The sequence below is a fragment of the Variovorax ginsengisoli genome (assembly GCF_030811835.1).
Classification (GTDB): Bacteria; Pseudomonadota; Gammaproteobacteria; order Burkholderiales; family Burkholderiaceae_C; genus Variovorax; species Variovorax ginsengisoli_C.
The window spans coordinates 113,473-131,656 of sequence record NZ_JAUSRO010000017.1 but is presented as its reverse complement, the minus strand read 5'-3'; the positions used below and the strand labels follow the sequence as shown (position 1 = coordinate 131,656).

Annotated in this window: 15 protein-coding genes; 9 read left to right on the top strand and 6 right to left on the bottom strand. The window is 65.1% G+C overall.

Features of this window, described 5'->3' with window-relative positions; genetic code table 11:
* The first annotated feature begins 269 nt into the window (after positions 1-269).
* From J2W36_RS22940 to J2W36_RS22930, 3 genes are all read left to right on the top strand, one after another.
* Positions 270-1,817 (top strand): methyl-accepting chemotaxis protein, encoded by a 1,548-nt coding sequence (locus tag J2W36_RS22940; RefSeq protein WP_307692088.1) that lies wholly within the window; start codon positions 270-272, stop codon positions 1,815-1,817.
* 82 nt (positions 1,818-1,899) lie between these two features.
* A complete protein-coding gene (locus J2W36_RS22935) occupies positions 1,900-3,015 on the top strand; it encodes a hypothetical protein (RefSeq protein ID WP_307692087.1) in 1,116 nt (371 codons plus the stop codon).
* 44 nt (positions 3,016-3,059) lie between these two features.
* On the top strand, positions 3,060-5,417 hold the full coding sequence (locus tag J2W36_RS22930; RefSeq protein WP_307692086.1) for an LPS-assembly protein LptD: 2,358 nt from the start codon (positions 3,060-3,062) through the stop codon (positions 5,415-5,417).
* Between the two features lie 98 nt (positions 5,418-5,515).
* Here the strand turns inward: J2W36_RS22930 and J2W36_RS22925 are convergent, their stop codons facing one another.
* From J2W36_RS22925 to J2W36_RS22915, 3 genes are all read right to left on the bottom strand, one after another.
* On the bottom strand, positions 5,516-7,756 hold the full coding sequence (locus tag J2W36_RS22925) for an NADP-dependent isocitrate dehydrogenase (protein WP_307692085.1): 2,241 nt from the start codon (positions 7,754-7,756) through the stop codon (positions 5,516-5,518).
* A gap of 125 nt (positions 7,757-7,881) precedes the next feature.
* Positions 7,882-8,130 (bottom strand): DUF3297 family protein, encoded by a 249-nt coding sequence (locus tag J2W36_RS22920; RefSeq protein WP_307692084.1) that lies wholly within the window; start codon positions 8,128-8,130, stop codon positions 7,882-7,884.
* An 80-nt stretch (positions 8,131-8,210) separates the two neighbouring features.
* The gene (locus J2W36_RS22915) at positions 8,211-9,791 is read right to left on the bottom strand and encodes a methyl-accepting chemotaxis protein (RefSeq protein WP_307692083.1); all 1,581 of its coding nucleotides are present in this window, start codon (positions 9,789-9,791) and stop codon (positions 8,211-8,213) included.
* A gap of 163 nt (positions 9,792-9,954) precedes the next feature.
* Between J2W36_RS22915 and J2W36_RS22910 the strand changes: the two genes are divergently transcribed.
* Complete coding sequence (locus tag J2W36_RS22910) at positions 9,955-10,884, top strand: hypothetical protein (RefSeq protein WP_307692082.1); 930 nt, start codon at positions 9,955-9,957, stop codon at positions 10,882-10,884.
* 48 nt (positions 10,885-10,932) lie between these two features.
* Here the strand turns inward: J2W36_RS22910 and J2W36_RS22905 are convergent, their stop codons facing one another.
* Positions 10,933-11,151: an oxidoreductase-like domain-containing protein gene (locus J2W36_RS22905; protein ID WP_307692081.1), complete on the bottom strand. Its 219-nt coding sequence runs from the start codon at positions 11,149-11,151 to the stop codon at positions 10,933-10,935.
* Positions 11,152-11,383: 232 nt separating this feature from the next.
* On the opposite strand from J2W36_RS22905, the gene J2W36_RS22900 reads away from it, so the two are divergent.
* From J2W36_RS22900 to J2W36_RS22880, 5 genes are all read left to right on the top strand, one after another.
* Positions 11,384-12,436 (top strand): DUF2272 domain-containing protein, encoded by a 1,053-nt coding sequence (locus J2W36_RS22900; protein WP_307692080.1) that lies wholly within the window; start codon positions 11,384-11,386, stop codon positions 12,434-12,436.
* 54 nt (positions 12,437-12,490) lie between these two features.
* On the top strand, positions 12,491-13,816 hold the full coding sequence (locus tag J2W36_RS22895) for an ArgE/DapE family deacylase (RefSeq protein ID WP_307692079.1): 1,326 nt from the start codon (positions 12,491-12,493) through the stop codon (positions 13,814-13,816).
* 116 nt (positions 13,817-13,932) lie between these two features.
* Positions 13,933-15,180, top strand: coding sequence for an acyl-CoA dehydrogenase family protein (locus J2W36_RS22890; protein ID WP_307692078.1), 1,248 nt, complete (start codon positions 13,933-13,935; stop codon positions 15,178-15,180).
* A gap of 54 nt (positions 15,181-15,234) precedes the next feature.
* Positions 15,235-15,507, top strand: a complete 273-nt coding sequence (locus J2W36_RS22885) for a DUF2164 domain-containing protein (RefSeq protein ID WP_307692077.1) — start codon at positions 15,235-15,237, stop codon at positions 15,505-15,507.
* 98 nt (positions 15,508-15,605) lie between these two features.
* Positions 15,606-15,920 carry a DUF2845 domain-containing protein gene (locus tag J2W36_RS22880; RefSeq protein ID WP_307692076.1) on the top strand — a complete coding sequence of 105 codons (315 nt, stop codon included), beginning with the start codon at positions 15,606-15,608 and terminating at the stop codon, positions 15,918-15,920.
* Positions 15,921-15,955: 35 nt separating this feature from the next.
* Here the strand turns inward: J2W36_RS22880 and J2W36_RS22875 are convergent, their stop codons facing one another.
* Together J2W36_RS22875 and J2W36_RS22870 are read right to left on the bottom strand one after the other, a co-directional pair.
* Positions 15,956-17,671 carry an EAL domain-containing protein gene (locus J2W36_RS22875; RefSeq protein ID WP_307692075.1) on the bottom strand — a complete coding sequence of 572 codons (1,716 nt, stop codon included), beginning with the start codon at positions 17,669-17,671 and terminating at the stop codon, positions 15,956-15,958.
* A 270-nt stretch (positions 17,672-17,941) separates the two neighbouring features.
* Positions 17,942-18,142 (bottom strand): hypothetical protein, encoded by a 201-nt coding sequence (locus J2W36_RS22870; protein ID WP_307692074.1) that lies wholly within the window; start codon positions 18,140-18,142, stop codon positions 17,942-17,944.
* Between the last annotated feature and the right edge of the window lie 42 nt (positions 18,143-18,184).

Genomic DNA, 18,184 nt, shown 5'->3' with positions numbered 1-18,184 from the left:
GGCTCCGTTACGTTACGAAACTGCATGAGCGCATGGGAACACAGTGTCGAGGAGAACCAGCGACTGAGCGAGTTGTCTCGTCGCCCGGCAGGAGCAATCCCTCGAACGCTGGCGCCGATCTATAAGCGCAAAGTTCACATATTCACCACAGGCTTCACATATCCACCACATGCCTGAAAGTCGCTTGACATAAAAACGTCGCGGGTTTGTTGCAGTCCTCTATGCGTCGCACCGCGGGCTTTGCCGTTTGCAAACTCACCACTTGCATCATGAAAATATTTGAAAACTTTGGCATTGCCAAGCGGCTGTACGCCGTCCTTGCGGTACTGATCGTGGCACTCGGCGGGCTCGCGCTGATGGCGTGGGTCCAACTGTCGGACGTCAAGGCCGTCACGCTGGCGACGGAAACCGTGCGGGTGCCGCAACTCCAGCGCATCGCGGACGTTGAACTCAACGTGACGCGCATCTCCCTGCAGATTCGCCATGCGATCCTCGTACGGACGCCCGCAGACCTGAAGACCACGCTCGACGACATCACAGCCAAACGCAAGATAGTCGAGGACCAGGCGGAGGCCTATCGCAAGAACGTGACCCTACCCGAGGGGATCGCATCGTTCGATGCGTTTACCAAGCTCACGGCCGAGTTCTGGCCGATCGAGGAGCAAAACATCCGCCTGATACAGGCCGGGCGCAAGGATGAGGCCTTCGACTGGCTGGTGGAAAAAACCATCCCCGCACGCAATCGCATGCTGGAGTGGCTCGACGCCGAGAAAAAGCGGCAGTACGCCTTGCTGTCGAGCGAGTTGGGCAGTGTGCAGAGCAAGGTGGACCGCACGAACATCGAGATCAACGTCATCACCGTGGCGTTCGGCCTCGGCCTTGCAGGTTTCTTCTGGCACATCATCGCCGTGATTCGACGCCGTGTGACCTTGGCCCGCATGTCAGCCGAACGGGTGAGCGAAGGCGACCTGACCCACAGCATCGACGACGACACGCGCGACGAATTCACACCGCTGCTTGCCGCACTGGGGCTGATGCAGGCCAACCTGGTTCGCATCGTGGCGAGCGTGCGCACTGGCACGGACACCATCGCCACCGCATCGAACGAGATCGCCATGGGCAACCAAGACCTGTCTTCACGCACCGAGCAGCAGGCCAGTTCGCTCGAACAGACGGCAGCCTCCATGGAGGAGCTGACCAGCACGGTCAAGCAGAACGCAGACAACGCACGCCAGGCCAACCAGATGGCCGCGTCGGCCTCCGAGGTTGCCTTGCGCGGCGGCGCAGTGGTCACCCAGGTGGTCGACACCATGGCGTCGATCAACACCTCCTCCCGCAAGATCGTCGACATCATCGGCGTGATCGATGGCATCGCGTTCCAGACCAACATTCTGGCGCTCAATGCCGCCGTCGAGGCCGCGCGCGCCGGTGAACAAGGACGCGGCTTTGCAGTCGTCGCTGCCGAGGTGCGAAGCCTCGCGCAGCGCTCGGCAGCGGCCGCCAAGGAGATCAAGGGGCTGATCGACGACTCGGTAGGCAAGGTCGAGGTGGGCAACCGCCTCGTGAGCGACGCAGGCCAGACGATGGAGGAGATCGTCCAGAGCGTCAAGCGCGTGACCGACATCATGGGCGAGATCTCGGCGGCCAGCCAGGAGCAGACCACAGGCATCGAGCAGATCAACCAGGCGATCAACCAGATGGACCAGGTCACCCAGCAGAACTCGGCCCTGGTCGAGGAAGCCGCTGCGGCTGCGGGTTCGATGCAAGAGCAGGCCTCCACGCTGGTCGAGACGGTACGGGTGTTCAAGCTCGCCTGAAGCTGCGGCCGAGGTGGGGTGCATTTCCAAAATGCATCCTCAATCGGCGCGCACAGTCGCCCTTTTTCAAAGGGTATCCCGCATGGCATTCCGTCTGCGCCTGTCCGCCGTGGCGGCTCGAATCGTCTTGGCTGCCGGCACACTGACCTTGGGCGTGGGCGCACAGGCGAGCACGTCCGACATGCGGGGGTTGGAGGTGGCGCACGACGCGCCGTCCTCCTCAGCTGTCGCCGCCGGCCAGCCCTGGTGGCTGGACTTCCGTGACGCCACGCTGAACGGATTGATCGATTGCGCCCAGGCGCAGCAGGCGCGCACAGACGCCAGCAAGCAGGTGCCCATGCATGTCGCCATGGGCGACACGGAAGTCGATCTGCCGCTGGACATGCGGGTGGCCGCTGCCTATGTGCTGGCGAAGACCGATACCTTCGGGTTGATCCTCATCGCCCAGGCGCGCACCGCGATGCTGCAGGAGCAGCATCTTCTACAAACCTCTCCACGCCCGAGCAAAGCCGCCCGCGCAGCCCTGGCGCAGCGCCTGCGAGACGCCGACGCAGCGCGCGACATCCTCGCTGAGCGCCAGAACGCAGGTTTGGCGCTCATTGCCTCGGCCTGCAAGCTCTCGCCCGAAGCGTTGCGGCAGCGGCTCGGCGACACGCTGACCGATGGACAGATTCCGCACTATGCCAAGCCACTGCCGTTGGCGCTGCCCGCGTCGCTTCTCTCGCAACGGGAAGACGTATCGCTCGCCAGCGTTCTGAAAGGCGATCGTGCGAACGTACTCGAGGGATGGATCACCGCCCAGGAAGGCCATGCCCTGCCAATGGAACGCAGCGGCGCGCCCGGCTATCGGGACGCGGTCATCGCCAAGGCTTATATGGAAGTCGCTCAGGAACTGGGCAATCTGCACAAACAGGGCCAACGCACGCTTCAGATTTACGAAGCGATGCAAGCCAGCAGAGAGTCGTTGATGCAACTGCAGGCGCAGCACGCGCAAGGCAAGGTGTCCGAACTGGAGCTGCTGGAGAACTACGAATATCTGCTGCAAACTTCCCAACAGCTCGCCAGTGCCAGCGGCGAACTGGCACTGGCTTGGATCAAGCTGTGGTACCGGCTGGGGGGCACTGGTTCACTCGGCCCCCAAAAGATCCTCACGCTTGAAAAGCCGTCCCCTTCGATGGCGCGGCACGCCGGCGAATGAAAGGCAAAACCCGGTCTTTCTGCGCCCCCCCCCTTCCCCTGGCGATGCTGGCCTTGGCGCTGTTGCATGCGCATGGGGCAGCGGCCCAGAACGCACCAGCGGATACCGCTTGGATCGACGCGCCGCTGACGCTCCAGCGCACCCCGCAGATTCCTGAAACCATCCCACAGGCCGAACACGGCGAGCGGCCCAGCTTCATCGAAGGTGATCGCCTCTCGGGACGGCCCAACCTCGAAACCGTGGTCGAAGGCAATGCCTCGCTGCGCCGTGGCGACACCGCCATCCGCGCCGACCGGCTCGAGTACTACCAACCCGACGACACCGCCAAGGCCACCGGCAACGTGCACGTGAACCAGGCCGGCAATACCTACGACGGGCCCGAGCTGCAGCTCAAGGTCGAGACCTTCGAGGGCTTCTTCAACAACGTGCGCTACGCCTTCCTGGCCGGCGGGCACGGCGACGCCCCGCGCATCGACTTCGTGGACTCGAACGTGTCGGTGGCGCGCAATGCCACCTATACCACCTGCCGCCGCGAGGACTACCCCGGCTGGATGCCGGCCTGGCTGCTGACCGCCGCCACGCTGACGACCGACACCGAGGAAAACGTCGGCGTGGCCACCGACGCACGCCTGAGCTTCATGGGCATCACGACACCGGCCCTGCCGTCGATGAGCTTCCCGTTGAGCAGTGACCGCAAGAGCGGCCTGCTCGCGCCGACCTTCGGGTATGGCAGCACCAATGGCCTTGAGTGGCGACAACCTTATTACTGGAACATCGCGCCCAATCGCGACGCGACCTTCTACGCCAACCTCATGAGCAGCCGCGGAATCGATACGAGCTCGGAATTCCGCTATCTCGAAGACACCTACCATGGCCAAGTGCGCGTGGACTACATGCCCTCCGACACGCTGCGAGACCGCGAGCGCTGGGGCTTCTGGTCGCAGCACAACCAGACCTTCGACCCCAAGCCTTTCGGACTCGATTCGCTCAGCGGCTCGCTCACCATCAACCGCGTGAGCGACAACGACTACTGGCGCGACTTCTCGCAGACACCCTCGCTGACCACGCGTCTGTTGACGAACCAGGCCGCGCTCGATTGGAGCAAGGGCGACTGGAGCGGCGAGGCCCGTGCATTGGCCTACCAGACCCTGCAGTACGCGGCGTCGCCCGTCACACCGCCGTACGACCGCATGCCGCAGCTCACGGCCAACTACAACAAGTACGACTGGAACGGTTTCGACGTGTCCGTCGGGCTTGACTACACGCGTTTTCACATCGACTCTGCCTACGCGCCCACCCTCAACGGCATTGCACAGCCCAACGGGGAGCGAATGGTCGGCAACTTCCAGATCAGCCGGCCATGGGTCACGCCCAGCGCTTACGTTATTCCCAAGCTGCTGTTGCATACCGCTGCGTACCAGCTGGATTCGCCACTGGCCAGCGGTGCGACCAGCATCACCAGCACGGTGCCCACCTTCAGCCTGGACAGCGGCCTCGTCTTCGAACGAGACACCAGCTTTTTCGGCCGCGCCGTACGCCAGACGCTGGAGCCACGCATGTACTACGTGCACACGCCCTATCGCGACCAAAGCCAGTTACCGGTGTACGACACGGCCGCCAACGACTTCAGTTTTGCGACGATCTATACCGAGAATGCGTTCTCGGGCAACGACCGGGTCTCGGACACGAACACGCTCACCACGGGCGTCACTTCACGGCTGATCGACCCCGACACCGGCGTCGAAGCGGCCCGCCTGGGCTTCGCGCAGCGCTTTCGCTTCTCAGACCAGAATGTGACGCTGCCTTCCGGCACGGCGGTGACGGACCGTGTGAGCGATTTTCTGATCGGCGGCCAGGTCAATTGGTCTGCGACCTGGAGCTCGGACGCCCTGGTCCAGTACAACATCGACACCCACACCTCGACGCGCAATGCGCTGAGCCTGCGCTACGCGCCAGCCCCCCAACACGTGCTCAACTTCGCCTATCGCTACAGTGCCGACACCACCACGACCTCGGACGACGGCACGCGTTCGATCGACTTGAGTTGGCAATGGCCGCTCAGCGACCTGTGGGACGGCAACAGCCAGGGCCCGACACCCAAGAAGACGCCCGGGCGCTGGTCTGCCGTTGGCCGCATCAACTACAGCATGCGCGACCATGACCTGGGCGTTGGCGTCGTTGGCTTCGAATACAACGCCTGCTGCTGGATCGGCCGCATTGCGCTGGAACGACAGGTCTCCGGCGTCACGACCCCGACCACGCGGCTGATGTTCCAGATCGAGTTCAACGGCCTGGCCAGCGTGGGCTCGAGCCCCACGAGCAGCTTTGCACAGAATATCCAGGGGTACCAGTCTGTGCATTCGACCACCTCGACCAGCAGCCGCTTCACCAACTACGACTGAAGCGCCACCGTGATGTGACGGGCAATGAAAAAGGGCCACCGAAGTGGCCCTAGTGGCTTGCGTGCATGACATGACGGCGCAACGCCGTCGCGACTGCATCAGGCGGCGGCAGCTGCCTTCAGTGCCGCGTTGAAAGTCGCGCTCGGGCGCATCACGGCTTCGGTCTTGGCAAAGTCGGGCTTGTAGTAGCCGCCGATGTCCACCGGCTGGCCCTGCACCACGCGCAGTTCCTCGACGATCTTCGCCTCGTTCTCGGTCAGCGCCTTGGCCAGCGGCGCGAAGTGCGCCTGGAGTTCCTTGTCTTCGGTCTGCTCGGCCAGGGCCTGGGCCCAGTACATCGCCAGATAGAAGTGGCTGCCGCGGTTGTCGAGTTCGCCGGCACGGGTCGACGGACCCTTGTTGTTGTCCAGCAGCGAACCGGTGGCAGCGTCGAGCGTCTGGGCCAGGATCTTGGCCTTCTTGTTGTCGCTCTTGATGCCCAGGTCTTCCAGCGACACGGCCAGTGCCAGGAACTCGCCCAGCGAGTCCCAGCGCAGGTGGTTTTCCTCGACCAGCTGCTTGACGTGCTTGGGCGCAGAGCCGCCCGCGCCGGTTTCGAACATGGCGCCGCCGGCCATCAGCGGCACGATCGACAGCATCTTCGCGCTGGTGCCCAGTTCCATGATGGGGAACAGGTCGGTCAGGTAGTCGCGCAGGATGTTGCCGGTCACCGAGATGGTGTCCTTGCCGCGAATCACGCGCTCGAGCGTGTAGCGCATGGCACGCACCTGCGACATGATCTGGATATCCAGGCCCTTCGTGTCGTGGTCCTTCAGGTAGGTCTTGACCTTCTTGATGAGTTCGGCTTCGTGCGGGCGGTATTCGTCCAGCCAGAACACGGCGGGCATGCCCGACAGGCGTGCACGGTTCACGGCCAGCTTGACCCAGTCGCGGATCGGCGCGTCCTTGACCTGGCACATGCGCCAGATGTCGCCGGTTTCCACGTTCTGCTCGAGCAGCACTTCACCGGTGGCGAGGTCGACGATGCGGGCCACGCCGTCTTCGGGGATTTCGAAGGTCTTGTCGTGCGAGCCGTATTCCTCGGCCTTCTGGGCCATCAGGCCCACGTTGGGCACCGTACCCATGGTCACCGGGTCAAAGTTGCCATTGGTCTTGCAGAAGTTGATCATCTCCTGGTAGATGCGGGCAAAGGTGCTCTCGGGCATGACAGCCTTGGTGTCCTTGGGCCGGCCGTCGGCGCCCCACATCTTGCCGCCCAGGCGGATCATGGCGGGCATCGATGCGTCGACGATCACGTCGTTGGGCGCGTGCAGGTTGCTGATGCCCTTGGCCGAATCGACCATCGCCAGTTCGGGACGGTGCTCATGGCAGGCGTGCAGGTCCTTGACGATCTGGTCGCGCTGCGAAGTCGGCAGGTCTGCGATCTTGTCGTAGATGCTCGACAGGCCGTTGTTGACGTTGACACCCAGTTCGTCGAACAGCTTGCCGTGCTTGGCGAAGGCGTCCTTGTAGAAGATGCGCACCGCGTGGCCGAACACGATCGGGTGCGACACCTTCATCATGGTCGCCTTGACGTGCAGCGAGAACATGACGCCGGTTTCACGCGCGTCCTCCATCTCGTCTTCGTAGAACTTGCACAGCGCCTTCTTGCTCATGAACATGCTGTCGATGATCTCGCCTTCGAGCAGCGCGACCTTCTTCTTGAGCAACAGGGTCTGGCCGCTCTTGGTGACCAGGTCCATCTTGACGTCGCGCGCGGCAGTGAGCGTCATGCTCTTCTCGCCGGCGTAGAAATCGCCGCCGTGCATGTGCGAGACGTGCGTGCGTGACGCCGGGCTCCACTTGCTCATCGAGTGCGGGTTCTTGCGGGCGTTGCGCTTGACCGCAGCTGGCGCGCGGCGATCGGAATTGCCTTCGCGCAGCACCGGGTTCACGGCGCTGCCGAGCGCCTTGGAATAACGCGTGAGCACGGCCTTGTCTTCGTCGGTCTTCGGATCTTCCGGGAAGTCGGGCAGGTTGTAGCCTTTGGACTGCAGTTCCCGGATGGCCGCCACGAGCTGTGGCACCGACGCACTGATGTTGGGCAACTTGATGATGTTGGTATCGGGAAACTGGGTCAGGCGACCCAGCTCGGCCAGGTTGTCTGGCACCTGCTGCTCGGGCGTCAGCCGGTCGGAGAATTCCGCCAGGATGCGCGCTGCGACCGACACGTCGCTGGTGACGACGTCGATGCCTGCAGGCGCCGCGAAGGTCTGGATGACCGGCAGCAGCGACGCCGTCGCCAGCAGCGGCGCTTCGTCGGTAAGGGTGTAGATGATCTTGGAGGGGGTAGCGGGCATGGGTGAACCTCTGGAACTGACGGGTTGATCTGTCTCGCTCACAGCGCCGGGCGCCGGTGCGTGGGCCATAGCATATCTGTCAAAGCGAGCGCGCCGTCGGCGGCGCTGGCAAAGACGGGGTGCAGCTAGCGATAGAACGCCTCGACCTTGCCCTTGAGCTTGATCAAAAGCGGCTTGCCTTTGCGGTCGAGCGTCTTGCCCGCGGGCACCTTGATCCAGCGCTCGCTCACGCAGTATTCCTCGACGTCGAGCCGCTCCTTGTCGTTGAAGCGGATGCCGATGTCGTGCTCGAATACGGCGGCGTCGTGGTGGGGGCTGCGCGGATCGGCGCAGAGGTGGTCGGGAAGAGGTGGACGGGACGTGGCTTCGGTCATAGGTTTCGGTGGTCGATCCGTGCGATTTTGCCACCCCCGGCGCAGGCGCGCTCAGGGTGCGACGGACGACGCGCCAAGGGCTACACGCCCGCGTCCCCCCGCACGGTGAACACGCTGACCGTGCTCACCAGACTGGCCGCTTGCTCGCGCAACGCTCCTGCCGCAGCGGCGGCCTCCTCCACCAACGCCGCGTTTTGCTGCGTCACCTGGTCCATCTGCGCGATCGCCTGGTTGATCTGCTCGATGCCCGTGGTCTGCTCCTGGCTGGCCGCGGTGATCTCACCCATGATGTCGGTCACGCGCTTGACGCTGCCGACGATCTCTTCCATCGTGCGGCCCGCGTCGGCCACCTGCTGGCTGCCCTCGGTCACCTTGCTCACCGAGTCGTCGATCAGGCCCTTGATCTCCTTGGCCGCCGCGGCCGAGCGCTGAGCGAGGTTGCGCACCTCCGCCGCCACCACCGCGAAGCCTCGGCCCTGTTCGCCTGCGCGTGCGGCCTCCACCGCCGCATTCAGCGCCAGGATGTTCGTCTGGAACGCGATCCCGTCGATCACGCCAATGATGTCCACGATCTTGCGCGAGGACGTGTTGATGGCCCCCATGGTGTGCACCACCTGGTTCACCACGCCCCCGCCGCGCACGGCAACGTCCGACGCCGACACCGCCAGCTGGTTGGCCTGGCGGGCGTTCTCCGCGTTCTGCTTGACCGTGCTGGTGAGCTCTTCCATCGACGCGGCCGTCTCTTCAAGCGAGCTGGCCTGTTGTTCCGTGCGCGACGACAGATCCTGGTTGCCTGCGGCAATCTGGTTGGACGCCGTCGCAATGGTTTCGGTCCCGCCGCGGACTTCGCCGACCACCTTGGCCAGGCTGTCACGCAAGGTGCGGATCGAATGCAGGAGACTGGACGCGTCGCCCTTTCGCAGGTCGATCGCCACCGTCAGGTCGCCCTCGGCGATCTGACGCGTGATGCCGACGGCCTGCAGCGGCTCGCCTCCCAGTTGACGCAGGATGCCCCGGCAAATCAACCAGCCGATCGTCATCAGGACGGCAGCCAGCGCCAGCGCACCGAGCGCGAAGCCCACGCTGCGCTCGACGATGGCGCTGTCGACCGTGTCGATGTAGACACCCGAGCCGATCACCCAGCCCCAGGGCTTGAAGCCTGACACGTACGAGATCTTTGGAACCGGCTTGTCATTGCCCGGCTTGGCCCAAAGATAGGGCACGAAACCAGCGCCGCTTGTCTCGACGGTCTTCACGAATTCCATGAAAAGACGCTTGCCCGTCGGATCCTGATTGCCCGAAAGGTCCTTGTTGTCGAGGGCGGGATTGACTGGGTGCATGACCATGCGCGGCGTCATGTCGTTGATCCACACGTATTCGCTGCCGCTGTAGCGCATTGCCTTGAGCGCCTGCATGGCCTGCTGGCGCGCCTCGACTTCGCTCATTGCGCCCTTGCTGGCAAGGCCGTGGTAATACGTGACCACGCCGTGCGCGACCTCGACCACCTGCCGGACGCTGGCCTGGCGCTCGTCGAGAATCATCTGGCGCTCGGACACGAGGAACACCGCCGTCAGCGCCAGCACGCCCACGATGGCGCTGACCGTGAGGATGCCGAGCTTCTTTGCAATCGACAGAGAACCCGATGTGATTGAAGCAGACATGGTCGACATCCGAAAAATGAAGTGGTTGACCCTTGGACTATCGGCATGCGGGCCGGAACCTGAAGAGGCCGCCCTCCCGAACGTGGGCGGGTTAAGCGAGTTTTAAGTCGCGCATGGTCCAGTCGAGCGCTGCACACCACCCGTGCGCGCTGAAAGGTCCTTCATGTATCCACGTATCGTTCTGCAAATGAGCCTGGTCCTGGCGCTCGCCGCGCCGGTCGCGGTGCTGGCCCAGGGCGGCCCCGCGCCCAAGGTGGGCGAACCGACCATCGATGACATCTACAAGGCTGCGCATGGCGGCCAACTGGCCCAGGCCGACACCATGATCGCGCAGGTGCTCGTCGCGCACCCGCAAAGCGCCAAGGCGCATTTCGTCCATGCCGAACTGCTGGCCAAGGAGGGGCACATCGGCCAGGCGAAAGCCGAGTACACGCGCGCCAACGAACTGGCACCGGGCTTGCCCTTCGCCAAGCCGCAGGCGGTGGCCGGTCTTCTGGAGAAGATCGATGCATCGGCATCGGTGCCGGCGAAAACGCCCGACCGTTCGACGCCCGGCCTGTCCTCCGCCGCGGCCACCACCGCAGACACCGGGGGCATGGGAACGCCAGCCAAGGTCGGACTGGTCGTGCTGCTGCTCGCCGCTGGCGCCTGGATGCTGCGCCGCCTGCGCGGCGGTGGTGCGCCCCTGCCCAGCCAGGCCATGGGCCCGGCTCCCGCGCCGGGCTACGCCATGCCGTCGTATGCCACGGGCCCGCAGGGCTACGCGCCGTCAGCCACAGCCGGCCCGGCCTACGGCGCTGCAGCGCCGTCCTCTGGCTTCGGCGGCGGTCTGGGCGGCGCACTCGTCACGGGCGCTGCCATGGGGCTGGGAGCGGTCGCGGTCGAAGAAGCCGTGCGCCATTTCAGCCATCGCGATGCGCCCGGCAGCGACATCGTTTCGCCACGCAACGAAGCGCCGGCGTTCGCCAACACCCTCGGCCCCGACACCGGCGCCGACCTGGGCGGCAACGACTTCGGCATCATGGACGACAGCACCTGGGACAACAGCGGATCGAGCGGCGGAGGCTCGGACGACAGCGGCAGCGACTGGTGAAGCGGCGCACACGGCAAACAGGCACACACGGCGCCCGCTCGATGCCTCTCAACGGGCAACCAGGCTCGCCAGTGCCTCGTCACGCCAGCCACACACGGCCTGCAGATAACCCTCCCACACGCAGCCGTTGCATCCGCGCCCGCAGCAGGTGGTCGGTGCAGCCGGTGGACGCCGCAGATGGACGATGCCTTCGGCCTCCAGGCGTGCGGTAAGCAAAGCGATCAGCGCGCGGGCGCTGGGGGCATCGATGGCGGCAGGCAGGTTCACAGGGCGATGTTAGGCGACTTTGCACGCCGATCCCTCAATGTTGCCATCGGATGAACGTTGCGGGCCGCTGCAGGCCGCGCCCGTGAGGTTGTCCACCCCTCCTGTGGACAACCTTGTGGACATGCCCCGGCGATTCGTCATGGATCGTTGTGCGGCAGGCGCTGCAACACGGTGCCCACGAAACAGGCACCGCGATGGCAAGGGCGACCGCTGCGGCTATGCTGGCGTGCCCATGCGCCCCCTCCTGCTCTCGCTTTCACGGCTGCACCTTTCGCATCCGGCCCGGCCCCTCCTCCCGTCCCCGGCGCTCGCCTGCGGCCTGCTCGCTGCCGTCGTCGTTGGCGCACATGCCAGCCCGGCGTGCCTCGCCACGGCACAGCGCGCACCGCCGCCCCGCGCGCTGGCCATGGCCGCAGCCGCCGTCACGCAGCAGCAGGCCTTCGGCAACCAGACGCTCGACGCCGAAGGCCGGCTCCTGCAGTCCGGCGATGCCGAAGGCGAAGACACCCGGCGTACTCTCGGCGCGATAGCGCCCTGGCAACGGGTGCTGCAGTACTGGGACGCGGTCGACCGGAAGGACGAACACCTGCCATCGCTGGTGCGTTTCGGTGCCTGGCGCCCCGCCGATCGCAGTTTGCTCCAACAGGCGCTGAACCAGGCCACGTCGGCACGCCTGCAGGGACTGGGCGTGGGCTCCGATGAGGGGCTGAGCTCGGACGAACTGCGAGCGATGTCCACGGCGCTCGACCGCGTCGCGGTCATCGACACGCCGTGGTCGGCCGCCTTCATCAGTTGGGTGGCACGCCAGGCGGGATTGGAAGCCGGAGAATTCGCTTTCTCCCCCGCGCATGCCGACTACGCGGCGGCGGCCTGGCAGACCACGCTGGCTGAAAGCACCGACGCGCCGCCCACGGCCTATGCCATGCGGGCCTGCGACCTGCCGCAGACAACGCCACGCGTGGGCGACCTGGCCTGCCAGGCCCGCGCTTCAGACGCCGGACTCGACAGTTTCGACAAGCTCGGTGAGGCCCTGATGCGGCGACGCAGCGACGGCGGCGCCTTGCGCATGCATTGCGACGTGGTGGTGGCCGTCGACGCCACAGGCTTCGACACGATCGGCGGCAATGTGCTTCAGTCAGTCACGCGGCGCCGGCTGGTCTTCGCGCCCGGCACCTTGCGCCTGGATCCGTCCTACCTGCCGCAGGTCTGTGCCGAGGGCGCCACCGGCTGCGTCGACCGGCACATGAGCCGCCAGCCATGGGCGCTTCTGTTGCAGTGGCGCTGAACGGCGCCCACTTGGCGGCACGGGGATTGCTCCGGTGAAAGAATGACGCCCACCATGCCAGACACCCCCCACGCCGCCGGACTGCCCACCGACCCCTCCATCCACGAGGCGGACATCGTCGCCGCCGCCCATGCACTGCGCGCCGACAGTGTCGCGCTGCTGCGCGAGCTGGTTGCGCATCCGTCCTTGCTCGGCCATGAACAGAGCGCGCAGTCCTGCATGGCACAGGTCTTCGCCGCGCTCGGCCTGGAAGTGGACGAATTCCAGATCGACGAAGACGCGCTGCGCGCCCATCCTGGCTATTCACCCTCGATCGCCTCGTACGAGGGACGCACCAATGTCGTGGGCATCCATCGGCCAGCCGGGCCGCCCCGCGGGCGGTCGCTGATCTTCAACGGCCACATCGACGTGGTGCCCACGGGTGCGCAGGTGCTGTGGACGCACGCGCCGTTCTCCGCCACTGTCGAGGGCGACCGCGTGTACGGCCGCGGTGCTTCGGACATGAAGGCGGGCATCGTGGCTTACACCATGGCCTACAAGGCCCTGCAGTCGCTGGGCCTCGAACCTGCTTCGCCGGTTTACTTCCAGTCGGTCATCGAGGAGGAATGCACCGGCAACGGCGCCCTGGCCTGCCTGGTGCGAGGCTACCGCGCCGATGCGGCCGTGATCCCCGAGCCGATTTCGGAGAACGGTGTCATGACCTGCCAGCTCGGCGTGCTGTGGCTGGCCATCGAGGTGCTGGGCAAACCCGTGCATGCCTCAGTCGCACAGACGGGCGTCGGTGCCATCGACTTCACGATGTATCTCTATGGTGCGCTGAAAAAGCTCGAGGAGAAGTGGAACGCCCCGAGCGCACGCTACCGCAGTTTTGCGCACCACAAGCACCCGGTGAACTTCAACCTGGGCAAGATCCATGGCGGCGAATGGGCGTCTTCGGTGCCTTCGGCCTGCCGGGCCGACGTGCGCATCGGCTTTTATCCGGACATGAAGGTCGGCAAGGTCAAGCAAGAGGTCGAGGCCCTGCTGGCGGCCGCCTACGAAGCGCATCCGGCACACGCTGCGCTGCAGTACCGCATCGTCTACGAAGGCTTTCAGGCCGACGGCTGCCATGTGCCCGACGATGCCCCCATCGTCACCGCCATCTCGCAGTGCCATGCGGACGTGGTGGGCAAGCCGGCGCTTCCGACCTCGTTCACGGGCACCACCGATGCGAAATTCTTCAATCTCTACGGTCAGACACCCGCGATCTGCTACGGCCCTTCGGGCGGCGCCAACATCCACGGCATCGACGAATGGGCATCGATCGACAGCATGATGCAAACGACCGCGGTGCTTGCCGTGTTCATGGCGCGGTGGTGCGGGGTGCAGCGCACTGCCTGACGCCTAGGTGTCAGCATGCCGCCTGCGGCGTCGCTTGAGCGACCGCGCGGCCGGCAGTGCGGGTGCTTCAATTCCGGTCCATCGGGCGTTGTGCCCGCGAACCCACAAGGACCTCGATGTTTGCCGAACCCTCTGCCAAGACCCGCGACCTCGTCGATCGCCTCCAGACCTTCTTCGACCAGCACATCTATCCCAACGAAGCGCGCCACCACGCGGAGATGGACGCGTTCCGCCGTCAGGGCAATCCGTGGCAGGTGTCGCCGCTGGTCGAGGAACTCAAGCCGCTGGCGCGCGACGCCGGGCTGTGGAACATGTTCCTGCCGCACGCGCACCGTGGCGTGCCCGGCATCTCGAACCTGGACTATGCGCCGCTGTGCGAGGTGATGGGCCGCGTCTCGTGGTCGAGCGAAGTATTCAACTGCTCGGCACCCGACACGGGCAACATGGAAACCATCGAGCGCTACGGTACCCCCGCACAGCAAGACCAGTGGCTGCAGCCGCTCCTGGCCGGCGAGATCCGATCGGGCTTCCTGATGACCGAGCCGGCGGTGGCGTCATCGGACGCAACCAACATCCAGTGCACGATCCGCCGCGAAGGCGACGACTACGTGATCAACGGCCGCAAGTGGTTCTCGTCAGGCGCGGGCAACCCACGCTGCAAGATCTTCATCGTGATGGGCAAGACAGACCCTGACGCGCCGCGCCACGCGCAGCAGTCGATGGTGCTGGTGCCGCGCGACACGGCAGGCGTCACGGTGCTGCGGCACCTGTCCGTGTTCGGCTACGACGACGCGCCGCACGGCCACATGGAGGTGCTGCTCGAAGACGTGCGCGTGCCGGTCAGCAACATCCTGCTGGGCGAAGGCCGCGGCTTCGAGATTGCCCAGGGTAGGCTGGGCCCGGGACGCATCCACCATTGCATGCGTTCCATCGGCGCAGCCGAACGCGCCCTCGAACTGATGTGCGACCGGTTGCGCTCGCGCGTGGCCTTCGGCCGGCCGCTGGCCGAGCAGTCGATCTGGCACGAGCGCATCGCCGAGTCGCGCTGCATGATCGACCAGGCCCGCCTGCTCACGCTCAACGCTGCCCACAAGATGGACACCGTGGGCAACAAGGAGGCGCGTGCCGAAATCGCGATGATCAAGGTGGTCGCTCCGAACATGTCGTGCAAGGTGGTCGACTGGGCCATCCAGGCCCACGGCGCGGCAGGCGTCAGCCAGGACTTCTGGCTGGCCGAAGCCTACGCCCACCAGCGCACCGTGCGCATCGTCGACGGCCCGGACGAAGTGCACCGCAACGCCATTGCCAAGCTCGAGCTGGCCAGGAAGGCCCGGACCGCACCGGTTGCAGCGACAGCCCACTGAGGCCAGGCCCGCTTGCCATAATCAGGGGATCGAAGCGATCCCTTGCAAGCGACCATGACCATCGAGATCTCCCGCGAAGCGCGCCAGCAGGCCATCACCTCCATCGAACGCTACTTCGCCGAACACATGGAAGAACGCATCGGCAACGTGGCGGCCGGCGCGCTGCTGGGCTTTTTCCTGGAAGAGATCGGCCCGGTGGTCTACAACCGCGCAGTGGCCGACGTGCAGGAACGCATCCAGGCTCGCGTGTCGGAAGTGGACATCGAAGTGCACGAAGAGGCCTTCGGCTATTGGGCTCGATACGACGCCCAGCGCAAGAAGCGATGAGGCGGGTGGTACACGAAGGGGCACGTTCGGCTGGCCGTGCGTTGCGGCGCCTTGCTCGCGCCAGCAGCCTCTGTGCCGGCCTGTTCGCACTGTGGGCCGTGAGCCATGTTCCCGCGGCGGCGGCGCAGTCCCTCAGCTGCAACGGCTTCCTGGTCAGCATCGGCGAGTCACGCTTTTCCTTGCTGCAGAAATGCGGCGAGCCTGCGTTCAAGGACATTGTCTGCGTGCCACGGCTGCAAGCCGACTGGTACCTGTCACCCTATCGCGGCACCCCGCCCCAGGCGCTGCTGTCGCAGTCTTGTATTCCGATGGAGGAGTGGACCTTTCACCGGGGCTCAGGCAATTTCCTGGCGATCGTGCGTTTCAACCAGGGCATGGTCGAGTCGGTGCGCGACGGCGAGCGCATGCGCTGAGTGTGGCCACGGCGGCCGACCCGTGCGCTGCGCTGTCACAACGACATCGGCTTGAGCGCGCTGATGGGTCCCGGCTTGCCAAAGAGCCAGCCCTGCGCATAGCGCACCCCGTTGGCCAGCAGGAAGTCGGCCTGTTCCTGGGTTTCGACCCCTTCGGCCACCATGTCCAGGCCGAGCGACTTGCCCAGCGCGATGATCGCCATCACCACCTCGCGGCCCGCGCAGCCATCCACGATGGTGGCGACGAACTGCTTGTCGATCTTGAGCATGTCGGGGCGGATGTTGTCGAGTATCGCCAGGCTGGAATAGCCCGTTCCGAAATCATCGACCGCCACACGAATGCCCATGCCGCGGATCTGGGCGATCACCTTGGCCGCTTCGCTGGCCTCGAGCACGCCCGTTTCGGTGGCCTCAACCCAGAAGTTGGACGCCGGCAGGCCCGTGACCCTGAGCAGGTCCTGCAGCAATTCGACGGCATGCCCCACGCACAGGTCCTGCGCCGAAAGATTGATGCTGATGTGGAAATCCGGATACAGCCGCAACAATTCGGACGCATCGCGGGCGACCAGCGAGATCGCGCGGCGCGTGACCCGGTTGATCACCCCGGCACGCTCGGCCGCGACGATGAAGCGGTCGGGCGGTATGAACTGCTCGTTGCGCTGCCATCGCATCAACGCCTCCGCGCCGATGCACCGTAAAGTGCGCAGATCGACGATCGGCTGGTAGTGCATGAAGACGCGCTCGGTCGGCAATGCACGGCACAGCGCTGCCGCCATCGACGTCATGCGTTGCAGAAACAGGAACAAGCAGATCGCCGAGACCGTGCCGATGAACACACCCAGCGGCACCATCACGCGCTGCTCGTTGCGTACGGCCGCATCCACCCGTTCGGCGGGGAAGGCAACAAAGGACACATAGTCGGTGTGTTTCGACGGTGAGATGGCGACCAGTACTGCACCGTCGAAGGAGCTGTTCATGCCGGAGCGCAGCAATGACCGGGCCCACTCGGGATCGAAACGTCCGCGGTGGAAAACCATCGGCCCGCCACTGCGCGAGAACGCACCCAATGCAGTGTCCGCCGAGGTCGCGAGGATGCTGGTGACCACGTCGTTGAGCACGAACACCGCCACATCGTCACGCACCATGACGATGAAATCGGCGTTCGACAGCCATGGCGGGCGCACATGCTGGTACCAGGTGATGCCGCCCGGATTGACGAAGTCGGCCATGCCCAGGTCGAATCCGCGTGCCGCAGCGCCCATGGTCGAACACTGCATGCGGCCATCGGCCTCGGACACCCGTGCCACCGCCCCGATGTAGGCCGAGCGCACCTGCGACCGGTGCATGAGCGCCATGTCGGCGTCGCCACAACGCGGCAGATCGGCACCCATCGTGGCCATGTCTTCGAACACGCCGTCCACCTGGCCCGCGATGCGCTCTACCGATGTCAGCACGCTGACGGACATTTCGGCGGCACTGTCACGCGACGCCTCCAGCCCGCGAGACTCCGCGAGCTTGCAGGAAACGAGCACGCATGCCACCCAAACGCTCGCACACGCGAGCATCGTCAGGGCCAGGGTCATGGTGCGGGAAAACAGCATGGCATTCACGCGCCGACACGCCAGCGCCAGAATGCGTGCCACGGCATGCCCCGGACGTGGGTCCGCCGGCGCGCCTGCAGCAGCCTCGGCCGCACGCTTGGCCTGCAACCGCGAGAGCAGAATCTCCTTGGGCACTCTGCCTTGCGACATGATCATGTCCCGCCACTCGTCCATGGGCGAGCTTGCACACACGTTCCTGTAGCGAACGCAAGTAGCCGGCTCAAGTGCATGGTCGCCTTTCGTGATGAGGTGAATGAAACGTCGGGCGTCGGATCTTTGTCGGCACTGCGCATTGGAACTTGAAGACCCAGGACGTCAATCAGCACAAATTCACCTCGCTCAGGCCCGCCAGCCGCCATCGCGAGCCGGCCCGCGAGCTCGACAGGCCATCTATTGGACAGGCAGTCCCGCACGCATGTGTCATGAAGTCGTAAACTGACCGCCGCCGGTCAGATCGGGCGGCGTCACACACAACGCGCACAACGTGCGATTGCGCCGGCCCTTGAACACGTTCTTGCAATGGTCGCAGATGTTGCGGCTCATCTCCACGAAGAAGTCCTGCGGAAAATCGCGTGGCAGCGCTGCGGCAATGCGCTCGTCGATGTCGAGATCAGCGTTCATGAGAGTCCTCTCTTCCTTTCACGGTTTCGCGGCTCGTGCGGC

Excerpts from the sequence above, each read along its gene's own strand:
- J2W36_RS22940 (WP_307692088.1), top strand. The coding sequence starts at position 270 with ATGAAAATATTTGAAAACTTTGGCATTGCCAAGCGGCTGTACGCCGTC.
- J2W36_RS22935 (WP_307692087.1), top strand. The coding sequence starts at position 1,900 with ATGGCATTCCGTCTGCGCCTGTCCGCCGTGGCGGCTCGAATCGTCTTG.
- J2W36_RS22930 (WP_307692086.1), top strand. The coding sequence starts at position 3,060 with ATGCTGGCCTTGGCGCTGTTGCATGCGCATGGGGCAGCGGCCCAGAAC.
- J2W36_RS22925 (WP_307692085.1), bottom strand. The coding sequence starts at position 7,756 with ATGCCCGCTACCCCCTCCAAGATCATCTACACCCTTACCGACGAAGCG.
- J2W36_RS22920 (WP_307692084.1), bottom strand. The coding sequence starts at position 8,130 with ATGACCGAAGCCACGTCCCGTCCACCTCTTCCCGACCACCTCTGCGCC.
- J2W36_RS22915 (WP_307692083.1), bottom strand. The coding sequence starts at position 9,791 with ATGTCTGCTTCAATCACATCGGGTTCTCTGTCGATTGCAAAGAAGCTC.
- J2W36_RS22910 (WP_307692082.1), top strand. The coding sequence starts at position 9,955 with ATGTATCCACGTATCGTTCTGCAAATGAGCCTGGTCCTGGCGCTCGCC.
- J2W36_RS22900 (WP_307692080.1), top strand. The coding sequence starts at position 11,384 with ATGCGCCCCCTCCTGCTCTCGCTTTCACGGCTGCACCTTTCGCATCCG.
- J2W36_RS22895 (WP_307692079.1), top strand. The coding sequence starts at position 12,491 with ATGCCAGACACCCCCCACGCCGCCGGACTGCCCACCGACCCCTCCATC.
- J2W36_RS22890 (WP_307692078.1), top strand. The coding sequence starts at position 13,933 with ATGTTTGCCGAACCCTCTGCCAAGACCCGCGACCTCGTCGATCGCCTC.
- J2W36_RS22885 (WP_307692077.1), top strand. The coding sequence starts at position 15,235 with ATGACCATCGAGATCTCCCGCGAAGCGCGCCAGCAGGCCATCACCTCC.
- J2W36_RS22875 (WP_307692075.1), bottom strand. The coding sequence starts at position 17,671 with ATGTCGCAAGGCAGAGTGCCCAAGGAGATTCTGCTCTCGCGGTTGCAG.
- J2W36_RS22870 (WP_307692074.1), bottom strand. The coding sequence starts at position 18,142 with ATGAACGCTGATCTCGACATCGACGAGCGCATTGCCGCAGCGCTGCCA.